General features: G+C 35.6%; 10 protein-coding genes. 6 read left to right on the top strand and 4 right to left on the bottom strand.

The window, feature by feature from the left end; all coding sequences use genetic code 11:
• Positions 1 to 7 precede the first annotated feature (7 nt).
• From AAHI99_RS05580 to icmV, 4 genes are all read right to left on the bottom strand, one after another.
• Positions 8 to 13,912: a hypothetical protein gene (locus tag AAHI99_RS05580; RefSeq protein WP_342227298.1), complete on the bottom strand. Its 13,905-nt coding sequence runs from the start codon at positions 13,910 to 13,912 to the stop codon at positions 8 to 10.
• Between the two features lie 214 nt (positions 13,913 to 14,126).
• Positions 14,127 to 14,609, bottom strand: coding sequence for a hypothetical protein (locus AAHI99_RS05585; protein WP_342227299.1), 483 nt, complete (start codon positions 14,607 to 14,609; stop codon positions 14,127 to 14,129).
• 18 nt (positions 14,610 to 14,627) lie between these two features.
• Positions 14,628 to 17,045, bottom strand: coding sequence for a type IVB secretion system protein DotA (dotA, locus tag AAHI99_RS05590; RefSeq protein ID WP_342227300.1), 2,418 nt, complete (start codon positions 17,043 to 17,045; stop codon positions 14,628 to 14,630).
• A complete protein-coding gene (gene icmV, locus AAHI99_RS05595) occupies positions 17,038 to 17,499 on the bottom strand; it encodes a type IVB secretion system protein IcmV (protein WP_342227301.1) in 462 nt (153 codons plus the stop codon). Before icmV ends, dotA begins: the two co-directional genes overlap by 8 nt.
• Positions 17,500 to 17,785: 286 nt before the next feature.
• Here icmV and icmW point away from each other — a divergent pair, with 286 nt between their 5' ends.
• From icmW to map, 6 genes are all read left to right on the top strand, one after another.
• Entirely contained in the window at positions 17,786 to 18,238 is a 453-nt protein-coding gene (gene icmW / locus AAHI99_RS05600; protein ID WP_342227302.1) for a type IVB secretion system protein IcmW, read from the top strand.
• Between the two features lie 2 nt (positions 18,239 to 18,240).
• Positions 18,241 to 18,759, top strand: coding sequence for a hypothetical protein (locus tag AAHI99_RS05605; RefSeq protein ID WP_342227303.1), 519 nt, complete (start codon positions 18,241 to 18,243; stop codon positions 18,757 to 18,759).
• 35 nt (positions 18,760 to 18,794) lie between these two features.
• A complete protein-coding gene (locus AAHI99_RS05610) occupies positions 18,795 to 19,826 on the top strand; it encodes a hypothetical protein (RefSeq protein ID WP_342227304.1) in 1,032 nt (343 codons plus the stop codon).
• Positions 19,827 to 19,844: 18 nt separating this feature from the next.
• A complete protein-coding gene (gene dxs, locus AAHI99_RS05615; RefSeq protein ID WP_342227305.1) occupies positions 19,845 to 21,725 on the top strand; it encodes a 1-deoxy-D-xylulose-5-phosphate synthase in 1,881 nt (626 codons plus the stop codon).
• A 61-nt stretch (positions 21,726 to 21,786) separates the two neighbouring features.
• Positions 21,787 to 24,495, top strand: coding sequence for a preprotein translocase subunit SecA (gene secA / locus AAHI99_RS05620; protein ID WP_342227306.1), 2,709 nt, complete (start codon positions 21,787 to 21,789; stop codon positions 24,493 to 24,495).
• 149 nt (positions 24,496 to 24,644) lie between these two features.
• Entirely contained in the window at positions 24,645 to 25,421 is a 777-nt protein-coding gene (gene map, locus AAHI99_RS05625) for a type I methionyl aminopeptidase (RefSeq protein ID WP_342227307.1), read from the top strand.
• Positions 25,422 to 25,521: the final 100 nt, after the last annotated feature.

The raw sequence follows: 25,521 nt of genomic DNA on the forward strand, positions 1-25,521 counted from the left end.
CCTCTATTTATCTAGATTTAAGTAAAGGACTAGCTAAAGAACTAACTTTTTGTTTAGTAAGTTCTTTAATGTTATTGACTGTCGTACTACAACCCTCACGATCAAGCTTGAATAGGGCTGATTGTTCAGCTATTTTCTTATCTTTTAGTTTAACCTTTTCATTTGAAGAACACAAAATTTGCCGATCCGGATGCGTTAAATTATAAGCCTCAATCACTAATCGGTAATTATACTCACTTTTTTTATTACAATTATTTATACTGACCGTCACAACTGAGTCAGTAAATCGATTCATGACATCTAAAATTTGTGCTCTGGCAACATCTAAGGAAACCGCAGAAAACCAGCTTACTTTTTCATTTTGATATTCGAGTGTATTTTTTTCTCGCGCTATCGACCAGATTTTTTTCTCGTTTCCTAAATCCTGCTCATAACAGACTCTACCATTATCGGCAATTTCATTCTGTTTGTAAAAAGCGCCACCCTGAGCAGTCGCCGCTAAACCCGGGGAATTCTGAAAACTAGCGTTAGGTGAAAAAATTTCGCGACATTGTAAAGGTAAATAACTTTCACCAGGTTCATACCTTGATTCGAGCTTGCTTAGAGGCTCCTCTCGCTGCAACTTTAGCATAGTTTCAAATAGTTTTTGTTGCTGGGTTAACGCTTCGCGATACACGCTTATTTTTGCAATCAATCCATAGAAAACCCGCAGCTTATTTTCATATTTACTTCTGGCTTGTACATTTTTTATAAAATTTTTCTCAGAATTATTTTTAATTAATAGGATAAATTGCTTTAATTGATCCTTTGATAATCGAGCAACTGGGATCGCTTTTTGATTAACGTCATCAATCAGTTGTTTTAGTGGCGTAAAATAATCATTATAAGAGAATATCCAACGACTTTTTATCGCCTCTATGGCTGCCGCATTAATGGCGGTAATAATATGGTGCAACGTTTCCTTTTTTTCATCATCTAATTTATTACGAGTTAGTTTGTCATTAATTGTATTGAAATAATAATCCACTAATGAATCATCATTAAGGGCGATACTTTGTTCCTCCTCGCTACTAGTACTACCATTGTGAATACCACTATCATCGTCATTTTCTTCAGATGTTGGCCTAACCAGTAAATTTGGATAATCTGTTTCCAAGCTACTATCTATTTCCTTATAGCAATTTAATGCTACCGAAATTAACTGTTCTTTTAAGGCTTGACGTTGGATTATTTCATCATTTAATTTTTCTTCAGATAAACTACTAATTACATAATGATCAAGTTTGGGAAATAATTGAATATTCTTTTCCTTAAACCAATTCGCAATAAAACCCTTTTCTTTATTATTTAATTCGAGTGATACATCGTGTTTTGTTTTTAACTGCAATCTTTCTTCTATCCATTCCTGAGAGTCCATTAAGGAGTATTTAGTTGCTTTCTCGTTTGAATTATCGTTTTGAAGGACTGAACTGGTTGAAGAGGTACTACTTTCAAGACTTTCGTCATCAGTAGAGTCTCTATTTTCAATGCCAACAGTTTGACAACGTATTATCTTACTTATCTCATAAATGTTATTTTCTGCATCATTTTCTTGATATTTTATATATGCTTGGCTGAAATTGAGTTGTTTCAATACGACACAAAATTCTTCTTGTGTATCGGTGTATTGTAATAAAATTAATTTTTGTAATTCCTTACTTGAAAAATTAAAATCGCTATCCATTAATTTTCTTTCTAGTTCACTCATAGATCCATTCTCCGATTTTTGTAATTGATCTTTAAAGTTAGAAGTAGCATTCAAAAGTTCTCTGGTTTTTTCTTCTAATTCTGCCTTTTCTTTTTCTAAATTTCCATTTTGTAATTTCAAATCTTGAATTTTTTGCTCTTGACTGCTGAGTTGTCCTGCTAAGTTATTTTTTTCAGTGTTCAAATCATCTACACTTTCCTGTAAACCTTTTAGCTCAGTTTTCAATAATCCTATCGTATGAGCATGTTTATTAAGATCTTTCTCTGTCGTTAACTTTTCTAAATCCGTCTTTAATTCGTTTATTTCCAGTTCTTTTGCGGTCAACGCTGCTTCTTGTGTTTCCAGTTTCTTTCCTTGCTTTTCTATTTCAGCTTTTAATATCTCAGCCTTGCTTGCAGATTCAGCCAAATTATCTTTTAATTCGGTTTCTTTTTTTGAAAATTCTGCTATTTGCGTATTGAATTCTTTGATTTCCTCATTTAGCTTGTTTCTTTCTTCCAGCAGTTTACCTTTTGCTCCCTGAGAAAATTTTTGTATAACTTCAATTTTTTCAGCAGATCGATTGGATTGTTCTGTTCCTAGACGACTGTAATCCTTGATAAGTTGGTCAACTCTTACTGCTAAATCATCTATATCAGTGTTCGCATGAGTTAGCTTTTCGTTAAGCGTCTTTATATGCTGCGTTTCTAATTCCTCAATCTTTGCTTTCTGTTCAGATTTTTGATCCACCGCTGCAGTGAATTCAGTTACTTTTCCTGCTAATGTTTCTCTCTCTTGCTTTAAGTATTTTCTCTTTTCTATTAAATTGTTATTTTCTAAATTAAATCCTTTTAGCTTTTGCTTTTGCGCACTGAATTGTTCTTCTAAGCTATTCTTTTCTGTATTCAAAGTGTCTACATTTCCATGTAATTTGTTCAACTCAGTTTGTAATGATTCTATCATATCAGTAAGTCCTTTGATTGCTTCCTCTGTCGTTAACGTTTCTAACTCTGTCTTTAATTTCTCGAGCTCATCCTCTTTTGCAGATAAATTCGTTTTATGTTTTTCAAGCTGTTCTTGCTTCGTCTCTATTTGTGTTTTTAATTCCTTTACCTCAGCTTCTGATTTATTCAAATTAGCTGCTAAACTAGCCTCAGCTCTTTGATATTCTGTTAATTTCGTATTGAACTTTCTTATTTCCTCATTTAAAGCATTTTCGTTTTCTAACAACGCATCTTCTGATTTCTGAGAAAGTTCTTTTATAGCATCAATTTTTTGAGTAGATCGACTAGCTTGTTCTGTTGTTAGGCTTTCGTATCCACTAACAAGTTGTTGAACTCTTACTATTAAATCATCCAAATCCTTGTTTGCTTGAGCAAGATTTCCTTTTACTGCTTTCACAAGATTTCTTTCTACCTGGCCAATCTTTACTTCCTGTTCAGCTTTTTCATCAACCGCTGCAATAAATTCTTTTGTTTTTTCTACTAATTCTGTTTTATCTTTCTCTAAGTTTACTCTCTCACCTGCTAACTTTTGATTTTCTGAATTAAACCCTTCAAATTTTTGCTCTTGAGTGCTGAGTTGTCCTGCTAAGCTGTCCTTTTTATTTTTTAAGCTTCCTACACTATTTTGTAAATCCCTTAGCTCATTTTCCAATGACACTATTTTCTGAGCATGTTCTATAAGCTGATCATCGGTGGTTAATCTCTCTAATTCCGTCTTTAATTCCTTTATCTCTCTCTCTTTTGCAGTCAATTGCTTTGTTTGCGTTTTGAGTTTTTCTCCATGCTGTTCTATTTCAGTTTTTAATGCTGCTACCTCAGCTTCAGATTCAGACAAATTATGTTTTAATTCAGTTTCTTTTTCTAAAAATCCTTTTAATTTGTTATTAAACCCTTTTATTTTTTCATCTAAATCGTTTTTACTTTGCAGCAATTCACCTTCTGCTTCCTGAGAAAGTTCTTCTATGCGTAAAAACTTTTGTGCAGATCGTCTGGACTGCTTTGCTTTCAGGCTTTCGTATTCATTGACAAGTTGATCAACTTTTTCTATTAAGATACCCATGTTAGCCTGATTAAGTTTTCCTCTAATTGCCTTTACAAGATTTCCTTCTAACTGGCCAAGCTTTACTTCCTGTTCAGCTTTTTCATCAACCGCTGCAATAAATTCTTTTGTTTTTTCTACTAATTCTGTTTTATCTTTCTCTAAGTTTACTCTCTCATCTGCTAACTTTTGATTCTCTGAATTAAACCCTTTAAATTTTTGTTCTTGTTCGCTGAGTTGTCTTGCTAAGCTGTCCTTTGCAGTATTTAAATTATTTACAATCTTCTGTAAATTCATTAGCTCATTTTCCAACTGAATTATTTCCTGAGCATGTTGTTTGAGCTCATCATCACTGATTACTTGACTTAACTTTGCCTTTGATTCTTTTAACTGTTCTTCTTTTACAGTCAATTGCTTTGTTTGCGTTTTGAGTTTTTCTCCATGCTGTTCTATTTCAGTTTTTAATGCTGCTACCTCAGCTTCAGATTCAGACAAATTATGTTTTAATTCAGTTTCTTTTTCTAAAAATCCTTTTAATTTGTTATTAAACCCTTTTATTTTTTCATCTAAATCGTTTTTACTTTGCAGCAATTCACCTTCTGCTTCCTGAGAAAGTTCTTCTATGCGTAAAAACTTTTGTGCAGATCGTCTGGACTGCTTTGCTTTCAGGCTTTCGTATTCATTGACAAGTTGATCAACTTTTTCTATTAAGATACCCATGTTAGCCTGATTAAGTTTTCCTCTAATTGCCTTTACAAGATTTCCTTCTAACTGGCCAAGCTTTACTTCCTGTTCAGCTTTTTCATCAACCGCTGCAATAAATTCTTTTGTTTTTTCTACTAATTCTGTTTTATCTTTCTCTAAGTTTACTCTCTCACCTGCTAACTTTTGATTTTCTGAATTAAACCCTTCAAATTTTTGCTCTTGAGTGCTGAGTTGTCCTGCTAAGCTGTCCTTTTTATTTTTTAAGCTTCCTACACTATTTTGTAAATCCCTTAGCTCATTTTCCAATGACACTATTTTCTGAGCATGTTCTATAAGCTGATCATCGGTGGTTAATCTCTCTAATTCCGTCTTTAATTCCTTTATCTCTCTCTCTTTTGCAGTCAATTGCTTTGTTTGCGTTTTAATTTTTTCTCCATGCTGTTCTATTTCAGTTTTTAATGCTGATACCTCGGTTGCAGATTCAGCCAATTCAACCTTTAATTCAGTTTCTTTTTCTAAAAATACTTTTAATTTGTTATTAAACCCTTTTATTTTTCCATCTAAATTGTTTTTACTTTGCAGCAATTCACCTTCTGCTTCCTGTGATAGTTCTTCAATAAATTCAATTCCTTGAGTAGATCGATTAGCTTGCTCTATTATTAGGTTTTCGTATTCATCAGCAACTGTAACGACTTTTCCTAATAAATCATCTAAATTTGCGTTTTTAAGACTTTCCTCAACGGTTGGTATAGTCTTCGTCGCTACATTTGAAAATTCTTTAAATTTTTCCAGAGTTTTAGCTAATAAATCTAAACTTTGTTTGATGGTAAGCAAACTATTATCACACTGATTAACTAACTCAATTAATTGTTTGCATGAGGACAAACCTTCTTTAGATAGTTGCAAAAGTAGTGCTCCAAGAGCAGACACGTTCACATCGACTATTCCCTTCTGATCTAATTCTTTGGGTTGCAGCGCTTGCAAAAATACCACCATGAATAGCTCAAATAATTGAGTATTACCAATATCGTTTGCATTTTGAATAACTAAATCAATAAAGGTCAGTACTCTTCTTGTTAAGAACGGTAAGTCCTGCGTGATCCTCTGTAACATGCCATCAATCTTATTACTACAATCGAATTTAAGTAATTTACAAAAATCTTGTTTTGCAAAAAGAAGTTTCACCGCTTCCAATTGCTCAAGATTTGGTGAATATTTTTTTATCCCATCCAGTAAAATAGTAAATAATTCACCGTATTGATCAGCATTGGGATAAGACATTAACTTCAGAGTTATGTCCGCAATAATCTGTCGCTTTTTTAAGTTTTCTTCAAGAAATTCTTCATCAGTAAATGCATCAAGCTCAAGTAATTGTTTTAATAAATTAAATTTAGTTTCAAATTGATCACTAGTATTTTTATCAAGCAAAGTTTTCAAAAATGCACAGCTACTAGCGAGAGGAAACAATCGACCCTTTTCAAAACAGAGCAATTTAATAATATCCTGTTTGTAGAGCTGTAAATTAACTGTTTCTGATTGGCTGATGGCATCAATCAGTGCATAAAATTGCTCCAGTTCTTTCTCCTTTGGCATACCCGCCATAAAAACATCTTGTAAAGCAGGGTTTTTAATAATTTTTTCATAAACCCATTGGGACCAATCGGTTAAATTCGCAAAAAATTCATTCACTTGTTTATTATTGGCTTCATTCTGCTGATTAGCTGCGCTTTTATCACTCACTATAGGTGGCATTTCATTTAACTGAGAATCAGGGAGATGAAACTCTGAAAAATTCAATTTATCTGAATAATTAACTTCTGAACAAAATTTACTCCAAAGTTTTTGCGCTTCATCCACATAATGATTAAAGACTTTTCTATTATCTTGTTTTACTTCGTTGTTATTATCATCCGCTAAACGATTTAGCCATTTTTCATTTAACTGTTTAAATAAACGAGAACTTAATTGAGTAATGATTGGATCGTTTTTAACTTTGATAATCTGTTTTATTTCATTAGTTAATTTCGACAAAAGTCTTTCTTTTGCATCCCTAAATTGATTTTCTCTTTTCTTTAAAATGTTACTGACTTGTGTTACCACTTCGACGATAATGGCTTTATCTTTAGCATTTGACCAAGGGATCTCTTGATTTTTCCGTTGCAAAGATTGTTCTCTATTCGTAATCTTTTGTCGAGCATAGTCCTCCCAATTAGCAATCAATTCTGATTCAGCGTTTTTAAGTTTGTCATATTTTTCTGACACTGCTCCATAGTTATAAATACTCACCGCACTACCGGCTTGCCCATTACGTGCTGCACGACCAATGGCTTGTTTTTCATCACGTCGATTCGATAATTGATCAGCGTCGGTATAGGCTAAGACAACTTTTAATCCATCAGCTACCTCGGTTCTAATATCCGTACCTCGTTGCAGTCGTGAACTAAGCGTCACTGTACCTGGCCGTCCAGCTTCATTAACTATCTCTTGCTCAGATTTTTGTTTTCCATTCGTATCCTCCACTAATGTTAATGCCTGCTGGCTCTCTAATCCTTTTGCTTGCAATTTTCGATAGACTTCTGATACCACCTGATCACTATCCAAAAGAATTAATATCGGTTGATTTTTATACGAATTCAAAATCTGCTCAGTAATGGCCGTTATAAGCGCATTGTCGTCCTCAGTATAAACGCTAGGTAATAGTGTTAATTTCGATAGTTGATGGCTCGTGGTTTTAAAAATCTTCTCAACACCAAATTGTTTATTAAGATATTCTCGCTCACGTTTATTTCCAGCAGTAGCGGTCATTCCTATTAATTTTTCATAGTTCTGCAAAGATTGCTCAGCATTTTCTGATAAAACTAACGGCGCAATAGGCTCAACAAAAAAATTAGGCGCTTCGCCATTTGTCTTCATTTCCTCATTGAGAAACGTGTGTAGTGCATACTGGACATCATAGGTAGAACCGGGTTGTAGTTGGTTTTTATCCATGACCATTGCAAACTGCTTTCGATAGATCTGTTCATTTATTTCTATATCAATGGATCTAATAGCATAATGGATAGCTTCTTTTAAACTAGCGGCGGCATGCATATCCAACAGGAGTTCCGCAAGTTTATCGACAGTTTGGTCGTTGGGTTGTTCTAACTTATTGACACTAATAAAATTAGATGCTTTGGGTGCCTTATATCTTTCTGCCAATATGGCTTGCAATAAAGGATCCAGATGATCTTTTGTATCAATTTTATCAAGTTTTAAAGGAACGATTTTCTTTAAATAATACGTTGCAACAACTTCATAAACCCAAACATCATAATTAAAGCAACCTTTTCCAGCGTCTGCATAACGGAATATGGTGTTTTCATCAAAAAGATGATAGTCCGCCTCATCCAAAACTCCATAGCGATTTTTTTTGTTATGAATAATGCCATCATTCACTAACCAACGTTGACGATTAACTGTCAAATTACCGAGTGTTGAATAATTGACACCTCCTTTTACTCCTCGAGCTTCCTTGTAATTCATTTGGGATGAAGACTGATGGATATAACTACTATCTATTAATGTTCTAAGATAAGCTGCTTGAGCTTCTTTATGGTCTCGTTCTGAGAGAGCAGATTTAGAACTTAAGTTATCTAGGGTTATTCCTTTTAAAGCCAAATAAATATCCCAGCTTAAGGAAATAAGACTCTTACCTTGACCGGTGGGAACTTGTAGAATTAAATTTTCATCATCATGGGTAAGCGCATACAGCAACACCAGCATCTGTGTATCATTCAGCCATTTCCCTGTCTGACGTAATAACAGCTCACGAATGGCTACTAACTGTCTTGCCTTCAACCAATCATTTTTTAAATGGCTAGAGTTCTGTAATTGCTTACCTAACTCATGCAAATTGCTCACCAACTCATTTGTTTTCTTTGCAGCTAGATTCTGTTCTTTACTGTGGGTATTTGCAAAACAAAAGAGATTGCTGAGATGTTGCTTTTTCTCAATGGTGAGTGCTCTCTCTCCTTTTAATTTAAAACTCGCTATGACTCTTTTTATGTTCTCTTTATCCTCATCACTTTCACCGTAGCTACGTTTGTCTTCCTTTTCATAAATAGTTTCAAAGTAATGTAATAAATTATCTATACTTCCTAAAGCATTATTGTGGCTTTTAGCATAATCAAGTAAAAACTTAAGCGTTGGTTTCGGTGTTTGTTGATAATATTTAGCTAATTTTTCCATTTCTAATGCACTAAGTTTCTTTAACAGAGAAATTAATTGCTCAGCATTACTGAACCACTCAGTACTATTTTCAGCTTGATCAATCGCTTGCAGCAAAATAATCCGCTGGTCAATTGATGAATCTTTATATTTTCCATTAAATTTATTAAAAAAATCTGTTGATCCAAATTTTTTTAAGTTTAACTGCAATAAAATTGCCAAACTTTCTGGCCAAAATGGGGCTTTATATTGAACTAATTCTTTAAGATCTGAAATAAGCTTATTTTTATTTTCTTCTTCTATATTTTCAGCAGTAGCACATTGAATAAGTGCTAAATAATCAAACCAGTTTTTTGAGTCTTTTTGTTCTACTAAAAATTCAAAGCAATCGTTAAAATACTTAACATCGTTTAACGCGAAATCAACACATAATGATTTTTGCTTCGGACTTAACAGGCTATAATTCAATTTGCCAATAGCCGATAAAACTTCCTTATTCTCTTCACTTTTTAATAAGGCTAAATTGTTATTAACTAATGTCGATTTATCATTGTGCCGTTCTTTATCAAAAAGTTTTTCCAGTGTATTAATAGGAAAAAACTGCTCTATAGTATTATTACTGTTTGCTGGTAATAATGTCTCTAAAATAGCTTGTAATTGCGGTAAGCTAATGAATTCAGGTGTTTTAGAATTAGCTAATAAATTAACAACGGGTGTTAATTCGTCAAAATAATCTTTCTCAGTGAGTTGTAGGATTTTTTTCTTAAATATTGTCAGATCCATCCTTTCATTGGGCACAGCTAAACAGTTCAAAAATTTACCGAGAATAGTCACATGCTCATCGCGATGAGCATGTGATAAATTTCCTTTGATTTCTTGTATGAAATCGTTAATTTCATTTGGAGCTAGCTTTCTTAAATCGGCATCTTGTAAACGAATAAAGCAATGCTCACTGGTTTTTTTGATGAACTCACGGCGTAAAATAATTGCGTCTTCTTTTGAATTTGCATCTGCAATTTTTTTAGTGATGTCACATATTTCTTGCTTAGTTGGCAGCTTATAGCCATTATCAAATTTTGAAAAATTGATAGAATTCAGTTGTTTAAATAGTAATTCCATTTCAGTTTTATTTTTTTCTTGTTTAGCTAAATCATTCAAGCTATTGATTAGCGATTTATTATCAGAATTATAGGGATAACACAGCCAACCTAACGTTGTTAACAGCACAGAATTTAAAGCTATCTTATTATCTATAATAAATTGATAATAGTTACTGAGATTTTCTCCAAAAACAATTTTTTTCGTTTTATCGAAAAAATGACTGTCAAAATAGTCTAGCAAATGAACCGAAGCATTCAACAAATCAAGTGTAAAGCGATTTAATAGATCATTGTTATGCAAAACTTCAGAAAGCTTTAGCAATTGCTTAAAGTCAAAATGAAGAGGTCTTGATTCTTTGTTATCCCAATCGAACAGTGTATTTAATCGACTCAGAAATTGAGAAAAACCATCATTCTTTAACTGTTGATCGGTTAACCCATTAAAATAAGGCAATAATGTTCTATCCTCTATCGTATTGCTACCCTGTGTCGTACACGCTAATAAGCAACGGGCTAAATTATCCTTAGTCTGGACAGAAATTGACTTTTTAGCGATTGTTTCAAAAAATTCGCTATACAGCTTAAGCTGTTGCTGAGTCACATTCGGTAAGTATTGTACAAAGCGTATTGCGCGCGTCTTCCAGGCTTCTTCTTCTGATATCGATGCCTTCATCTCCGGAATATAACTGCCAGGTGTCGTATTACAGTCTTTGAATTTACTGAGATGGGCATTTATGGAGGCATCGGGTTGTCCGATTACATTAATAGCTTCATTAACTACGGCATAATAGATACCTGATTGGCTCCAATCAAATTTATCTAGATTATTTAATAAACGTTGCTGATTTTCTAAGGGTTCGGCCATATTTTCACAGGCCTGTAAAACCTGCAGCACACGGTCCAATAAAACAGGTATATGTAAAAAATCTTGTTGGGTTAATAAATTTTCTAGTGATTTTGAATTAAAAAACAAGCCGCGCTGTTTATTTAAATCAAAATAATGTGTAAAAGATTTAAATACACTCCAGAGTGAAGAAAAACGTGAATACCCGATAGAATTAAAGTGTTTTTCAACAAGATTCCGCCACAAAATACTATGTTCAGGGTTTTTTAGATTATTTACACAATCAACAATAGCATTGACTTCGGCTTCTTCTAACAATTCTGACAAATTATCCGTTTTATCAATAAAATATTCTTTCCAATGCTCAAAGAATTTTTGATCTTTTTCGTAGATAGCTTGTACCAATTTAAAAAAGGCCGATGCATTATCGCCTGTAAGTTGTTCAGGACAGCCATAATGATAAAATAACTGACCTAAGGCTTTGAAATTCCTAGAGGTAAGTGTTTTAATAATTTTTTCAGATAAAATCCGTTGACTTTCTTTCCGATTCAAAGTGGGCAACCAAGTTTTTAGGGAAGCACGTAAATCATTAATTTCATTTTCCTTTAAGTTTTCCCAGCAGATTTTCTGGAATTTTTTAGCGTTTATCAGATCAAAGAGTCGAACATCTCCTTCGCAGTTTTCTACTGCGGGCATAGGATCAGTTATTTTTAAGGTAAAGGGATCAGGCGATTGATTTTTTTGATTTAAATCTTGCTGCTCTTTTTCAGCAGAAAAGTCTACAATGAGACTCTTGCCATCTTTGCTAATTAATACGCTAAAACCTGCCGGTGGATTATTTAAAAGAAATGAAAAACTAAAATGCCGGGCATTTTCCATGATCTTTTTGATTGCTGCTTCAGTGAACTTATTAACGATCTGTTTGGCGTCCTGGGAGCTGCCTACCCATTGATTAAACAATGTCTGCAAATTAAGAGTATTTTTTTCCTGATTCTCTAAAGATTTATCTAATTTAGCTAAACTAGATTGCCAAATATCACCTTTACATCTAGACAGAATATTGTCGCGAGTAATTAGCAGATTTTCATTACCTGTAAAAAACTGAGATTGCGGTTTCGGAAACGGTTGTTGCTGCTGCTGTTGTTGCTGCTGTTGTTGCTGCTGCTGTTGTTGCTGCTGCTGTTGCTGCTGCTGCTGTTGTTGCATACCCACATTAACTGTTAAGGGCCAGCTTCTATTTCCGGGTAACAATCTCGATTGACTTTCTTCTAAATGTGTCGGTTTTAATTTTTCTATATTCTCAGTATTTTTTTGCAAAACAGGCAAACGAGCACTATGCCGATTAGCTAATACGGCATTTTGTAATTCTTTATAAATAGATCTAAACTTGTTTTCCTGAGAAGGTTTTTCAAGCTCTGGAATACTAATCTGTATTGTGATCGAATTATCCTCTGTAACTCTGGTTTTAAGCTCATTGAGTAAGTCTACGTGCTGTTGATTTTCCGCATTAAAATGATGCAAGGTGAATTGTTTATCTAATTGCGTATTATTATCTTTTTCATTTAATAAACTGAGAATATTGCCTATATTTTTATTATCTAAGTTTTTCTCTGGTAAAATAATTCCCAAGCAATCGAACAAAGGTAATTTTACAGATTGCTCATAGCATTGTTTTAATTCATCATACAGAACAGCAGTTAAATCAACCCGATTTTGATTAGCGGCTAGACCAAAATTAATATCAAGCGCTAAAGATTCAGAAACTGCTTTTTCGCGTATTAATTTAACTAAAGCTTTTAATCCTGCTTCGCCCATTTCTGCTAATTTCGGTGCAATATTCACTTTATTTATTAATAATGAATAGAGATGGCTCGATGTCTTACCCCAGAGATTAGCATTCTTTTGTTGAATTGATTCGTGTTGTGGTTCAAGTTGTGTTGCAAGAAAACGGTTTCTCGCAGCACAGTTCTCCACATAAATTTCATATTGCTTTAAATTTTCATTATTTTGGCAATTCTCTGTATTGATTGTTATTTTTTGAATAAGCGGATCATTTGCATGGAGATCACGAAGTAATTTCAACTCTTCATAATTATTTATCGAAAAATTACTCTTTAGATTAAGAATTAAGGTTGGTAGGGTATTTGGTGTCAATCCATCAATTAACTCTTGAACATTGGATACTGATAATACTAACTCTCCTTTAAGTTCAGCCTCAATCTTGCTATTTAAATCAGTATATTTCTGTTTTAATGTCTCAAGATCTTCTTTTTTTATTCCTAACTGAGTATTTTGCTCTAGTTTATTAGAAATTTCTGTTATAAATTTTAAATTATCCTGTATTTTTGTTTGAAGATTATGGAGTGCTGTATGCTTTTGAGCTGGATCAGTATTTACTTTAGAATTCTCAAACTCCTTCTGTATTTCAAAAAACTGCTTCTGACATTGACTAAATCTTTCTTTTAATTGCCTAATTTTTTCATCTTGTTGTTTCTTTTCTTCATCTATTTTTTGTTGATTTTGTTTTCTTAGCTCCTGCAATGCAGTTTCAAGTTTAGTTTTAAAGCTATTGAAATCTTTAATCTTTTCCAAATTAATTAAAGTAGGCGTTAAATTTTCTAATTTTTTACTATTATTTTGAACTTTAGTAAAAGAAGCTTGTATTTGTTTTTCAATAGTTTTTAAAGCTTCACTTTTAAGACATTCTTCCGGTAAATTTTCTTGTACAGTTTTTTTTATAACTAAAAATCTTAGTAGAGAAATAATATTAGGAAGTGTTTTGTAAAGATTGGTAGATATTTCTAAAATGTTTTTTGAATTATCAAAATTCCCTTTAGTTATATCTTCATTTTCTAGAGCCTTGTAATAGTACTTTTCCAAAGCCTTCTTAAAATCAATCAAAGCTCTTTTTCGTTTTTCATCTGCAATTTTTCCCTCTCCTGCGGTTGTTAAAACAGTTTGACATTCACTTATTGCCTTTAAAACCTCACTATTTCCTGAAGTTCCAACCTTAATTCCATTTTTTTTAGGCTTTATTAGACTAGCTCTTATATTTTCTATACATTCATTAAAAGAATTTGATGCCTCATCCAAAAAACTCTCTTCAAAAACTCTTTCAACAGGGAGATCAGTGCCCCACAAACTGTTATCAATTACAGATTTAGAGCCGCTACTCTTGAGAAATGCTTCACAATTTCTAATATTTGATTTAATTTCATTTACCGTTAAAGTATTTTGACCTGATAGCGAAGATTGAGATACTGTTCTCGAAATGCTAGAATCTGGCATAGTCACGCTTCCTTAGATGGAAAGTCTTTTAATTTTTATTAGTTAAATTTTCCCACATTTATTTTACAAAATATATATTAAACTTTTATTAAGTGCAGAAATTTTTTATACAAAAAAAGCTGGGATGGTTCGAGAAGCTATAAAAGTTAAAATTAAGAAATGAGATCTTTCAGGAAAAAGCAGTTAAATAGCCCGCTATACAGGACATTAAACACTATAATTGAAACCGCAGGGCTTTTTCTTTGTGATCGGGTTTAAAATTAATTACTTTAATTGCTTTATTTTCGCATTCAATCCAGCCAAAACGTTTCGCAGCAGCAAGCCCATCTATTTTAACCCGCTTAGCGCCGCGCTGGACTAATAGATCGATCATAGAACTTACCGTCGTTAAGAGTCGACCGGTTGTATAACTTCCATAAAGCTTACCGGGAGAAGTTTTTAATAGCGTTCCATAATCAAAAATTGGATAGCCTTTCTCAACTTGAATAATGTCAGGCCGTGTCAGCAACGTCCCGCTTTCTCCTCCATCGCTATCCTCTTGAGTTTCTACTATGGAAACTTCAAAATAGCCCCATAGCAATAACAAAAACAAATGAGCTTGTTCAGAATTTATAGGATTATCGATAAGTCCAGCAATCTGACTCAATAACTCATCTATATTTAAATTAAATTTATCAATTTCATTATTGTTAACCATTGAGTTCACCTTTACAGATTAAGGTGCAGCCCCCCCACCGGTACCGTTGCTTGGAGCTGAGCTAGATACGTCTGCTTTGGTTTGTTTCATTTCTCTTAAACGGCGACCTAGCTGCATGCCACCCCCTGAACTTTCACTTATGCCCTGGCTTGTAGGCATTTGTTGGGTAATCTGTCCAACATCTCGATCGTGCTGACCACGTATACCTTGTAGCATTGATTCTTCGTGGCCACTTTCCTGTGGACCACCTATCCAACGCAGTACTTTATTCGGAACTTCATAAATCATTGAAAAACAACGGTTAACAATGGCTAGCACCGCCGCCGCATAAATAGCCATCATAGCGGTTTGGTAAACAATGGCAAAAATATCGCCGTTATAATCATTCAAAAATTGCACTGCAATACTAAACCCGTGATTAAATACTGAAAGGGCAACATACGATAAAATAATCCCAAAAATAAAACCAAACACCATTAACATAGGTCTTAAGAAAACACTGGCAAGCAGCATGATCGATTGTTCCGCTTTACCCAAAAAGTCATGCCCTTCTGGATGCGTAATTCCCAATGCCACTAAGGGTGCCGCTAAAATTGCCTCTAACACCACCGCAAACCAGGTAATACTACCAAATGCAAACAGGAAGAACGGAATTAATGGCACATAATAGGAAAGAATAGAACCCAAAACAAAATTAATCCCCATCCAAACAGTGAGCATGGGAACTACCAACATCAACAGATTAGTAATCGCTAACATGGCGTTCACTGCACCCCCGACTGTCCAAAAACCCGAAGCAAATCCCGCTGCAATACCTACAATACCTAATCCAGTCATTGTGGCTAACAGAGATATCCAGACCTGTTCTACCATAGATACTAAGCCATTCCCCACTGACGCTAAAGCAACAATGGGATCCATATCTTTATTATTAATTCCATCGGCTAATTTTTTTTCAAAATCCTGCACTCGAGGAAATATCGTATCCAAAATAGCACTTACTACCTTACCAATTGCATTTACATTCGCTGGATGCTCTGGTAGAGAAGGATCAGCCTCGTCACCAGGATTATTATTGTTAGGAGCTCGTGTTATTTCTGCTGCCATATAACTATCAATAACACCGCCTACACTCGGCAAGTTATTTTTTAGATTATATATTACATTATCGTCTTTGATCTGAGAAAAGGTATTTGAATCATAATCGGGATTAAACTCAGGATAAATTCTATCGGAAATTGCAAGCTCTCCTGTGTTTTTTCTAATACTTTGATTCAAACGAGCCATATTATAGTAATAGCTACCGGCAAGTATCCAACCTGATTTTTTTGCATTATTAATAAAGTCTTTATATTTTTTACTTCCATCATCCGCTAAAGAACGTAAAGCAGGCTTTACAATCCCAAAGTAATCCTCTCCTGCATCAACCAAATTATTTTTAAAGGGTTCAAAACTAGTCGAATCTAATTGAATTCTGCTAGCAAGTGTATGCGTTGTAGAAAGAGGAGATATTGTATTAGCAATACTCTTTGCTTGAGCATTTAAATCTAAGATCATTTGTCTCATCGCAACACTTGCACTATCATTGGCATTCAAATTGGCCGGGTTATCGATCTGTCCATTATCCGCCTTATTGCCAATAAAATTCCACGAAACTCTACCACACATACCTTCTAAATTGGCAAAAGCACCAGATAACTTTCCAGGAAAAGTAAAATATCCGCCGGTATCTTTTGTATAATCGATGGGTCGCCCTGTATTTTTTCCATCCGGCCCTTTACCTGTTACAGTTAGCGAGCTTAAAAAATCAGGCACTACAACCTTTTCATTTGGATCCGTGTTGTAATATTGATTAGCCAAAGCATTATGTACAGCCAACATACATACTTCTGATTTTAGAATACTACCCGCTTTATTAATTAAAAAAGTATTATTAGCACCTTTTTTTGGATCCAATGATTGAATGGGCTCAATTATTGTTCCGTTACGATTAATATAATTTAAAGTGACATTCCATACCTCATCCGCAGCACCAACACCTTGTACCACTACCCACATAACAAGAATTTGTATAAAAGAGTAACCGGTAGCTTTCGGTAATAATAAACCTATCCCACCGACCGTTCGCAGTGGAATCCAAATTGACGACCATTTCTTACCGAGAAACTCACCCTCATGCGAGGTATTTAAAATGGAAGTAAATAAAACATAACTTAATACTATAGAAGCCATAACTAATATGATGGAATTAAACGTCCCAAACATCGTTCCTAAAATTTGACTTCCTGTGCCATGTAACACGCCATCCACCACACCAAAAATAGTCGCTAAATACGACATCGATAAATCAGTGCTAGGAGGTGTTAAGCTTAAGGTGTCTGCTAACAACAACGATGGAAATAAGTAAAGGAAGCTGGTTAATAGAAACTTACGCATTATTTTTCTTCCTATTAAAAAATTGATAACTGAACCAATCACGAAAATTACAACCTAAACGACGCTGTTTAATTTGAAATAACCAAAAATGATAACGAAAGATTTGCGTCAAAATAATAATACAAATGCCTAGGCAAGGAAAAAATCCCCGCAAAGAGTGGTTATAGAAGAGGAGATAAACACTATAGCTAACGCTAACGAAGAAAAGAAAAATCCATATCCACAGCAAACGCGTAAATTCTTTGCTGCGTTGCATTAAATCTGCTGTTGTTAATTTAAGACGTATCAGTGCTTCTTCAAAGGATTCCTGTGTCTTGGCATGGTCAGGAATAAAGAATTTTTTAATGAATCCGAAAACAGAACGATTGTTTTTTACCAATTGTTGATAGTCTACCCACTTTGGAACATCAACAGCTGGCTTAATTATTTTTTTTATAGCACCAAAAAAACTCACGTATCACCCCGCGGTTTAATATTCTATGTTATCCCGACTGCATCCAACTTGCAAATTTCTCGTTAAGATCCAGCTTGGTAGATGCTCTTTGGATTGTCGCGCTACCCGCTAGTAAAACGAGCGAAAAATCCTAATTAACCGCTTAAATTCTTGCACAATTCTAAACGAAGTTCCTATCGATCAAGATCGGATTTGATTTAGCTTGCATTAAGTTGGATAATCAAGGTTCCTTTGCCGCAGTTTATACTCAATTAAATGGGTATTACAAATAAAACAATACATACTTATGCCTGACTTAACTCACAAAGGTTCACACCTCTACTGGAAACAATACCAAGATCCCTTGATCTATAGGGTTCTTTGCTTCATGGAAAGCGTTGAATCTTGGACTAAAGATGGTGATACCACGCTTGAAGCAAGCCTCTTAGAGCTGGGTAAAGAGCTCGATGATATCGATAAAGTTGATCTGGATAAACTTGCTCAACAAGCGTTGTTTATTCGTTTAGGTAATCATTTAGGTATGTCTCGTACCTTGCGTCTACTTCAAGCAATAGACACTTCACATCCAGGTTCTGCCGCTAAATTACTCATGCATGCCGAAGAAGTCAGTAATGGTCCTGAAGATGAAGCAGGCTTATTTTTGCGTAGAAATATTAGCTTTGAACGTTTACGTCTACTCGCTAGAGTGTTTTCCCAAGATCGCTTGGATCTAGTTTTAAAAGCATTAGAAGGTGAATAATTATGCTAAGGTCATGGCAATTTCGATGCGCTTTAATTTTTTTCAGCTGTTCCTTCATTGGTTTAGCGCATGCTAATTCTGAACCACCAAAAAGTGACTCCTTGCAAAGCTATCGTGATGAAATTAAACAATCTGAAACCAATGCCTCGCAAGCAGTGCTAGATGCCTTACAAGCCAATACCGACACCGACAACTCTTCTCAACAAAACCAAACAGCACCCGGAACATCCGCAACGACGTCGAAACCTCGTTCCAATAACGATAAAGCCTTTATCCCCTTAGATAAATCTGCAAACTCAAGCAATCCACCCAATAAAAATCCTTGGCTGCAACCTAATCCTTGGGCAAAACAACCGCCTAATATTTGGGAAAAAAACGCCAAACTAAATCCTTATTCGAATGCACCTATTCCTGGACCAACACCACCATCAAATGTAGCTATTCCTAGTCCACCCAATATTTTTGCACCATCACCGCCAAGCTCTAACACAAGCAATTTACAATCTAATGCTCATTCATAAAAAAATTTACTTTAAAACTTCGTGAGGATGTTACTATGTCTCATTTATCAAAAATAAAAACTTTAAAAAGTGTCTTTTTAAGTATTTCTTTAGTCACAAGCAGTTTGTATGCTCTAAGCAGTTATGCGAATATAGGTCCAGTCCCCACACCCGATTTTACAACGATCAGTGTAAAAAACTTAGTAGCGGGCTATGGTAGTACAGCCATTTCAAAAAATCTAATGAACACCGCACCCATGGGTGATGATTTAACTATCGCTATTAACAATGCACAAGCGGCTTATTTATTATCTGGCAGCTCTCCTTTAGAAAGCTTAACGCAACAGCAGCTTATCCAATCAGCTAATTTAAACGATAAAAACAATAATATATTAGCTTTTCTTTGGGATCCCAATACAAAAATCAACCCTAATCTAGAAAAAAACCCTTTAAGCTCTATTGATATCAATAGTTTACTCCAGCCTATTAGCTATAATGATACTGAAGCTGCAGCAGCTAAAAATGTGATTAACGCTTTAAGTGGTTCTTTAATGCCTATTAACACCATAAATTTCAATCAATTGGTTGCAAATTTATCGGGAGACAAAGAAAATAACCTGAAATATGAATTACAAAAAAAACAAACTCAAGCCTATCTTGCATCTTTGCGTAGTTATTTAGCTACGCAAACTATGGCACTCAGTAATCTTTATCAACTTTATGCAGAAAGGCAACCCATCGATCCTAGCAAAGCAGATCCTGCTGTGCGGTCTTCACTAGCAACATTAAGTGGTCAGACATCGGGTCCCATCAGTTTATTAAAATTAGAAAATATTATGACAACACGCCGAATTCTGGATAAAAATTGGTATAAAAATGATTTAATTAATGAAAATCCCGCTACTTTACAACGCCAACAAGTGGAGTTATTAGCAGAAAATTTATCTGAAAGTTATCAAATACGGATGACATTAGAGCGTTTACTCGCTACTATGTCCGTTTTAGTTTTAGAGTTTAATGGACAAATTCGCACCCAATTGCAAACTCAAATACAAAGTATTAATAACCCTCAGCAAGCATCAGGATAATTTTCTCTTATAAACTACATGGAATTTAAAAATATCACATGCTCTTTATTAGAACAGATTAATTCTCCCATGCAGTTGCGTGAACTCACACCTACGCAACTGCCACAATTAGCGACTGAGCTCAGAGAGTTTCTTATTCAAACGCTAGATCAATGTGGAGGTCACTTTGCGGCTAACTTAGGAACCGTAGAATTAACTATTGCTTTGCATTATGTATTTAATACGCCACATGATCATATTATTTGGGATGTCGGCCATCAGGCTTATGCGCATAAAATTATTACTGGTCGACGCGAAAAACTATGTAGCATTCGAAAAACTCATGGTTTAGCGCCCTTTCCTTCCCGCGAAGAAAGTTCATTCGATAGTTTTGGCGTTGGCCATTCGAGCACCTCGATTAGCGCCGCATTAGGATTTAGTGTCGCAGCAAAAAAAAATAACACCGGTCAAAAAGCGATTGCAGTCATAGGCGACGGTGCGATGACCGCGGGTATGGCATTTGAAGCCTTAAATCACGCAGGCGATATCCATGCGGATCTTTTAGTCGTACTCAATGATAACGATATGTCGATTTCCAATAATGTCGGCGCTTTATCTAATTATTTTGCCCGCATATTATCCAGTAAACTTTATTCAAGTGTCAGAGAAGGCAGTAAAAGAATTTTAGAATCTATTCCTAGTGTACGTAAACTTGCTAAACGTACTGAAGAGCATGTTAAAGGGATGTTAGTTCCAGGTACTTTATTTGAAGAATTAGGTTTTAATTATATTGGTCCGATTGATGGTCATGACTTACCTTTATTAATGAATACTTTAAGTAATTTAAGTCAGTTATCCGGGCCACAACTTGTTCATGTTATTACAACCAAAGGCAAAGGTTATGCCGCTGCAGAACAAAACCCGATTGCTTATCATGCTGTCAATCCACATTTTTTAGCGCCTGTTTTACCCTCTAGTGTGGACAAACCCAAACCGAAAACCTACGCAAATATTTTTGGGCAATGGATTTGTGATATGGCTGCTATCGATGAACGTGTAATCGCGATTACACCGGCGATGCGCGAAGGATCTGACCTGATAGAATTTTCCGAACGTTATCCGGATCGTTATTTTGACGTTGGCATCGCAGAACAACATGCGGTTACTTTCGCCGCAGGTCTAGCCTGCGCAGGTCAAAAACCGGTCGTCGCCATCTATTCTACCTTTTTACAACGTGCTTATGATCAACTGATACATGATGTTGCATTACAAAATCTCCCGGTATTGTTTGCTTTAGATAGGTCCGGAATCGTCGGTGGGGATGGCGCTACGCACCATGGTTGCTTTGATCTATCCTATCTGCGTTGTATTCCAAATCTGACGATCATGACACCGAGTAATGAAAACGAATTAAGACAAATGCTTTATACTGGTTTTCAACTCCCAACGCCTTGTGCAGTACGCTATCCACGCGGCGTAGGAGTAGGTGTTTCAGTTGAAAAAGAAATGTCGTGTATACCTATCGGTAAAGCGGAACTCCGTCGTAAGGGGCACTCAATTGCATTACTGGCGTTTGGCCCAATGCTACAACCCGCACTCAGCGTCGGTGAGTCATTGGATGCCACTGTAATCAATATGCGTTTCGTCAAACCTTTAGACGAAAAACTGTTGCGAAACCTAGCAAAAACTCATGGCTTATTGGTCAGTTTAGAAGAAAATGTTAAGGTAGGTGGTGCAGGATCAGCGGTGAGTGAATTTTTACACCAACAAGGGATTGCTTGTGATGTATTGATCCTAGGACTTCCGGATCGATTTATTGAACATGGTGACCCAAATACATTGCTTGCAGGAGTTAATTTAGATGCAACCACTATCTTATCCGTTATTGAACAACGACTAGCACTATCACTAACTTTTTAGTACAGTGAGCACATTTTCTGGGCTTTTGTTGAGTAAAGCACACTGAGACTTTTTTATATTTATGATTTCTAAGCTGTTAAGTAAGTTTATTCCTAGCCGTAATCAACGACTGCTAAAACAATTTGAAAAAACCGTTGTTGACATTAATACGCTAGAACCCAGCATGCAAAGTTTATCTGATTCGCAATTACAAGCAAAAACGTCCGAATTTAAAGCTCGCCTACAAGATGGCTGCTCTTTAGATGAATTGCTAATCGAAGCATTTGCAGTAGTGCGCGAAGCAAGTACTCGTGTGTTAGGTTTGCGTCATTTCGACGTACAATTAATTGGTGGCATGGTTTTACATAATGGTAAAATTGCTGAAATGCGTACCGGAGAAGGTAAAACCTTAGTCGCTACCTTGCCTGCCTACCTGAATGCGTTAAGTGGTTTAGGTGTACATATTGTGACTGTCAACGATTATCTTGCCAAACGCGATGCAGAATGGATGAAACCTGTTTATGACTTTTTAGGCTTAACTACGGGCGTGATTGTTTCTGATCTTCCATTAGCTGAACGTCAAGCGGCGTATGCTGCGGATATTACCTATGGTACTAATAATGAATTTGGCTTTGATTATCTACGCGATAATATGGCTTTTTCATTGGCAGAAAAATCCCAACGTATTTTAAATTTTGCTATAGTCGATGAAGTGGATTCCATCTTGATTGATGAAGCACGTACTCCGTTAATCATTTCCGGTGCTAGTGAAGAAAGCTCGGAACTTTATATCAAAATCAATCAAATTATACCTAAACTCGTTTTAAGAAAAGAAGAGGACGGCCTTGGTGATTTTTATCTCGATGAAAAAGCCAAACAAGCCTACTTAACCGAAGAAGGACATCAAAAATTAGAAGAGTTATTAGTTAAACAAGGCTTATTAAATCCAGGCGAAAATTTATATCATCTGACTAATATTGGTTTGATGCATCATGTTTATGCGGCTTTACGTGCCCATTATTTATTCCAACGCGACATTGATTATATTGTGCAAAATAATCAAGTTATTATTGTTGATGAGCATACTGGCCGTTTAATGTCAGGTCGGCGCTGGTCAGATGGTTTACATCAAGCAGTTGAAGCAAAAGAAAAAGCCAATATCCAAAACGAAAACCAAACCTTAGCTTCGATTACGTTTCAAAATTATTTCCGTTTGTATCATAAACTGGCCGGGATGACGGGCACGGCCGATACTGAAGCGTATGAATTTCAACAAATTTATAATTTAGAAGTTGTTGTAATTCCCACGCATTTGCCTGTTTCTCGTTCAGATTTAGCCGATCAAATTTATCTGACTAAAGATGAAAAGTTTAATGCGATCATCGACGATATTAAATCCTGTCAAGCACATAAGCAACCGGTATTAGTCGGTACCGCATCGATAGAAACATCGGAATATTTGTCAAAACTATTAGAAAAAGAAAATATTCCCCATCAAGTACTGAATGCCAAATTTCACGAAAAAGAAGCACAAATTATTGCCGAAGCCGGCCGGCCTGGAACGGTAACGATTGCCACAAACATGGCCGGACGAGGAACAGACATTGTGTTAGGTGGTAATTTAAAAGCCGAGCTTGCCGCTTTGCCAATTGAGAGTTCCGCCGAAGAAATTGCACAACATAAACTTAATTGGCAAAAAAAACATGATGAAGTAATTGCGGCAGGTGGTCTACATATCCTCGGTAGCGAACGTCATGAATCACGCCGTATCGATAATCAATTACGTGGTCGCTCAGGACGACAAGGTGATCCTGGCTCTTCACGTTTTTATTTATCATTACAAGATAATTTAATGCGGATTTTTGCCTCGGATCGAGTGGCCATGATTATGCAAAAAATTGGCATGCAGCCCGGTGAAGCCATTGAACATCGCTGGATAACACGCGCGATTGAAAATGCGCAACGTAAAGTTGAGGGTCGTAATTTTGATGTACGCAAGCAATTATTAGAATTTGATAACGTCGCAAACGAACAACGTAAAGTAATTTATGAGCAACGTAACGAATTATTAGCTACAGAAGATATTTCTCCCGTCATTAATAATCTCTGGGCTGATGTTATCTATAGTGCTATTGAGCATTATATCCCTCCACAAAGTTTAGAAGAACAATGGGATATACCCGGCCTAAAAAATCAATTGAAACAAGATTTTTGTCTAGATTTACCACTAGATACTTGGTTAGAAGATCCTAATTGTCTGGAAGAAAATCTTCGCGAAAAAATATTACTCGCTGCTGAAAACTCTTATGCTGAGAAAGAAAAATTATTTGGTTCAGCAACATTACATCAAGTTGAAAAAACTTTGATGCTACAAACACTTGATAGTTTATGGAAAGATCATTTAGCTGCAATGGATCATTTACGCCAAGGAATACATTTGCGTGGTTATGCGCAAAAAAATCCCAAGCAAGAATATAAGCGTGAATCCTTTATGTTGTTTGCTGAACTTTTAGAACAGCTCAAATATCAAGTCATTAGTTTACTTAGTTGTCTGCAAATAAGAGCACCTGAAGATGCGGAACGTTTAGAAGAACAACGACGTCAACAAATGCCACAATTACTTGATTTTCAACATCAAGATTTACTGGCTGCTGAGGAAGAATCATTAACGAGCGAAACCACCTCTGCGCGTCTTAGCACACAACGAAATTCGAATAAAACCGGCCGCAATGATCCTTGTCCTTGCGGTTCTGGAAAAAAATATAAACATTGCCATGGTCAAATAAATTAATTTATACTCATAGCAATTGGATTTTTGGCAAGGCGCCGTGAGAATGAAGCAACCGAAGTGTATTCAAGATACATGAGGATTGCGAATTGAGTGGCAACACAGACAAAAATTCAAGTGCGAAGAGTATATGAAGAGCTTAATTAAATAATATGTCCCCTATTATTATAAAAACGGCCGCAGAGATTGAGAAAATGCGCATCGCAGGTCAGCTCGCTGCAGAAGTTTTAGAAATGATCGAACCCCATGTGAAATTGGGCGTTACCACCAATCAGCTCGATAAAATCTGCCATGATTATATCGTCAATGAACAACGTGCAATTCCTGCCCCTTTAAATTATCGGGGTTTTCCGAAATCAATTTGTACTTCTATCAATCATCAGGTCTGCCATGGTATTCCCAGCGAACGACTATTAAAAGACGGAGATCTAATTAATATTGATATTACTATTATTAAAGACGGTTATCATGGTGATACCAGTAAAATGTTTTTTGTGGGTAAGGCTTCGATATTAGCGCAACGTTTATCAAAAATAACGCAAGAATGTTTATACAAAGCGATACGCTTGGTTAAACCTGGTATTTATCTGGGTGATATTGGTGCCTGTATACAACAGTGTGCCGAATCAGAAGGCTTTTCTGTGGTACGTGAATATTGTGGTCATGGCATTGGTCGACTCTTTCATGAAGATCTGCAAGTACTGCACTATGGTCAAGCCGGAACCGGTGTTCAATTGGTCCCTGGTATGACTTTCACTATTGAGCCTATGATCAATGCTGGTAAACGTTTTACTAAACTAATGCCGGATCAATGGACGGTGGTAACAAAAGATCATAGCTTATCCGCGCAATGGGAACATACACTACTTGTCACCGAAACCGGCTACGAAGTATTTACTAAGCGTAGTGAAGAGCAAGATTTGATCTAGCTTTTAGAAAATTTTAGAAAAATAGCAACCCCATGTGTCTTTTTATTTTGCATAACTTGAATGCTTAGTTGATTTGAAGTTGTTAAGCCTCTATAGTCTT

Source organism: Rickettsiella endosymbiont of Rhagonycha lignosa, assembly GCF_964031165.1.
Taxonomy (GTDB): Bacteria; Pseudomonadota; Gammaproteobacteria; order Diplorickettsiales; family Diplorickettsiaceae; genus Aquirickettsiella.

What these genes read in the sequence shown, in the direction of transcription:
- dotA (WP_342227300.1), bottom strand. Translation starts at nt 17,045, where the DNA reads ATGCGTAAGTTTCTATTAACCAGCTTCCTTTACTTATTTCCATCGTTG.
- icmW (WP_342227302.1), top strand. Translation starts at nt 17,786, where the DNA reads ATGCCTGACTTAACTCACAAAGGTTCACACCTCTACTGGAAACAATAC.
- secA (WP_342227306.1), top strand. Translation starts at nt 21,787, where the DNA reads ATGATTTCTAAGCTGTTAAGTAAGTTTATTCCTAGCCGTAATCAACGA.
- map (WP_342227307.1), top strand. Translation starts at nt 24,645, where the DNA reads ATGTCCCCTATTATTATAAAAACGGCCGCAGAGATTGAGAAAATGCGC.
- AAHI99_RS05605 (WP_342227303.1), top strand. Translation starts at nt 18,241, where the DNA reads ATGCTAAGGTCATGGCAATTTCGATGCGCTTTAATTTTTTTCAGCTGT.
- dxs (WP_342227305.1), top strand. Translation starts at nt 19,845, where the DNA reads ATGGAATTTAAAAATATCACATGCTCTTTATTAGAACAGATTAATTCT.
- AAHI99_RS05610 (WP_342227304.1), top strand. Translation starts at nt 18,795, where the DNA reads ATGTCTCATTTATCAAAAATAAAAACTTTAAAAAGTGTCTTTTTAAGT.
- AAHI99_RS05580 (WP_342227298.1), bottom strand. Translation starts at nt 13,912, where the DNA reads ATGCCAGATTCTAGCATTTCGAGAACAGTATCTCAATCTTCGCTATCA.
- AAHI99_RS05585 (WP_342227299.1), bottom strand. Translation starts at nt 14,609, where the DNA reads ATGGTTAACAATAATGAAATTGATAAATTTAATTTAAATATAGATGAG.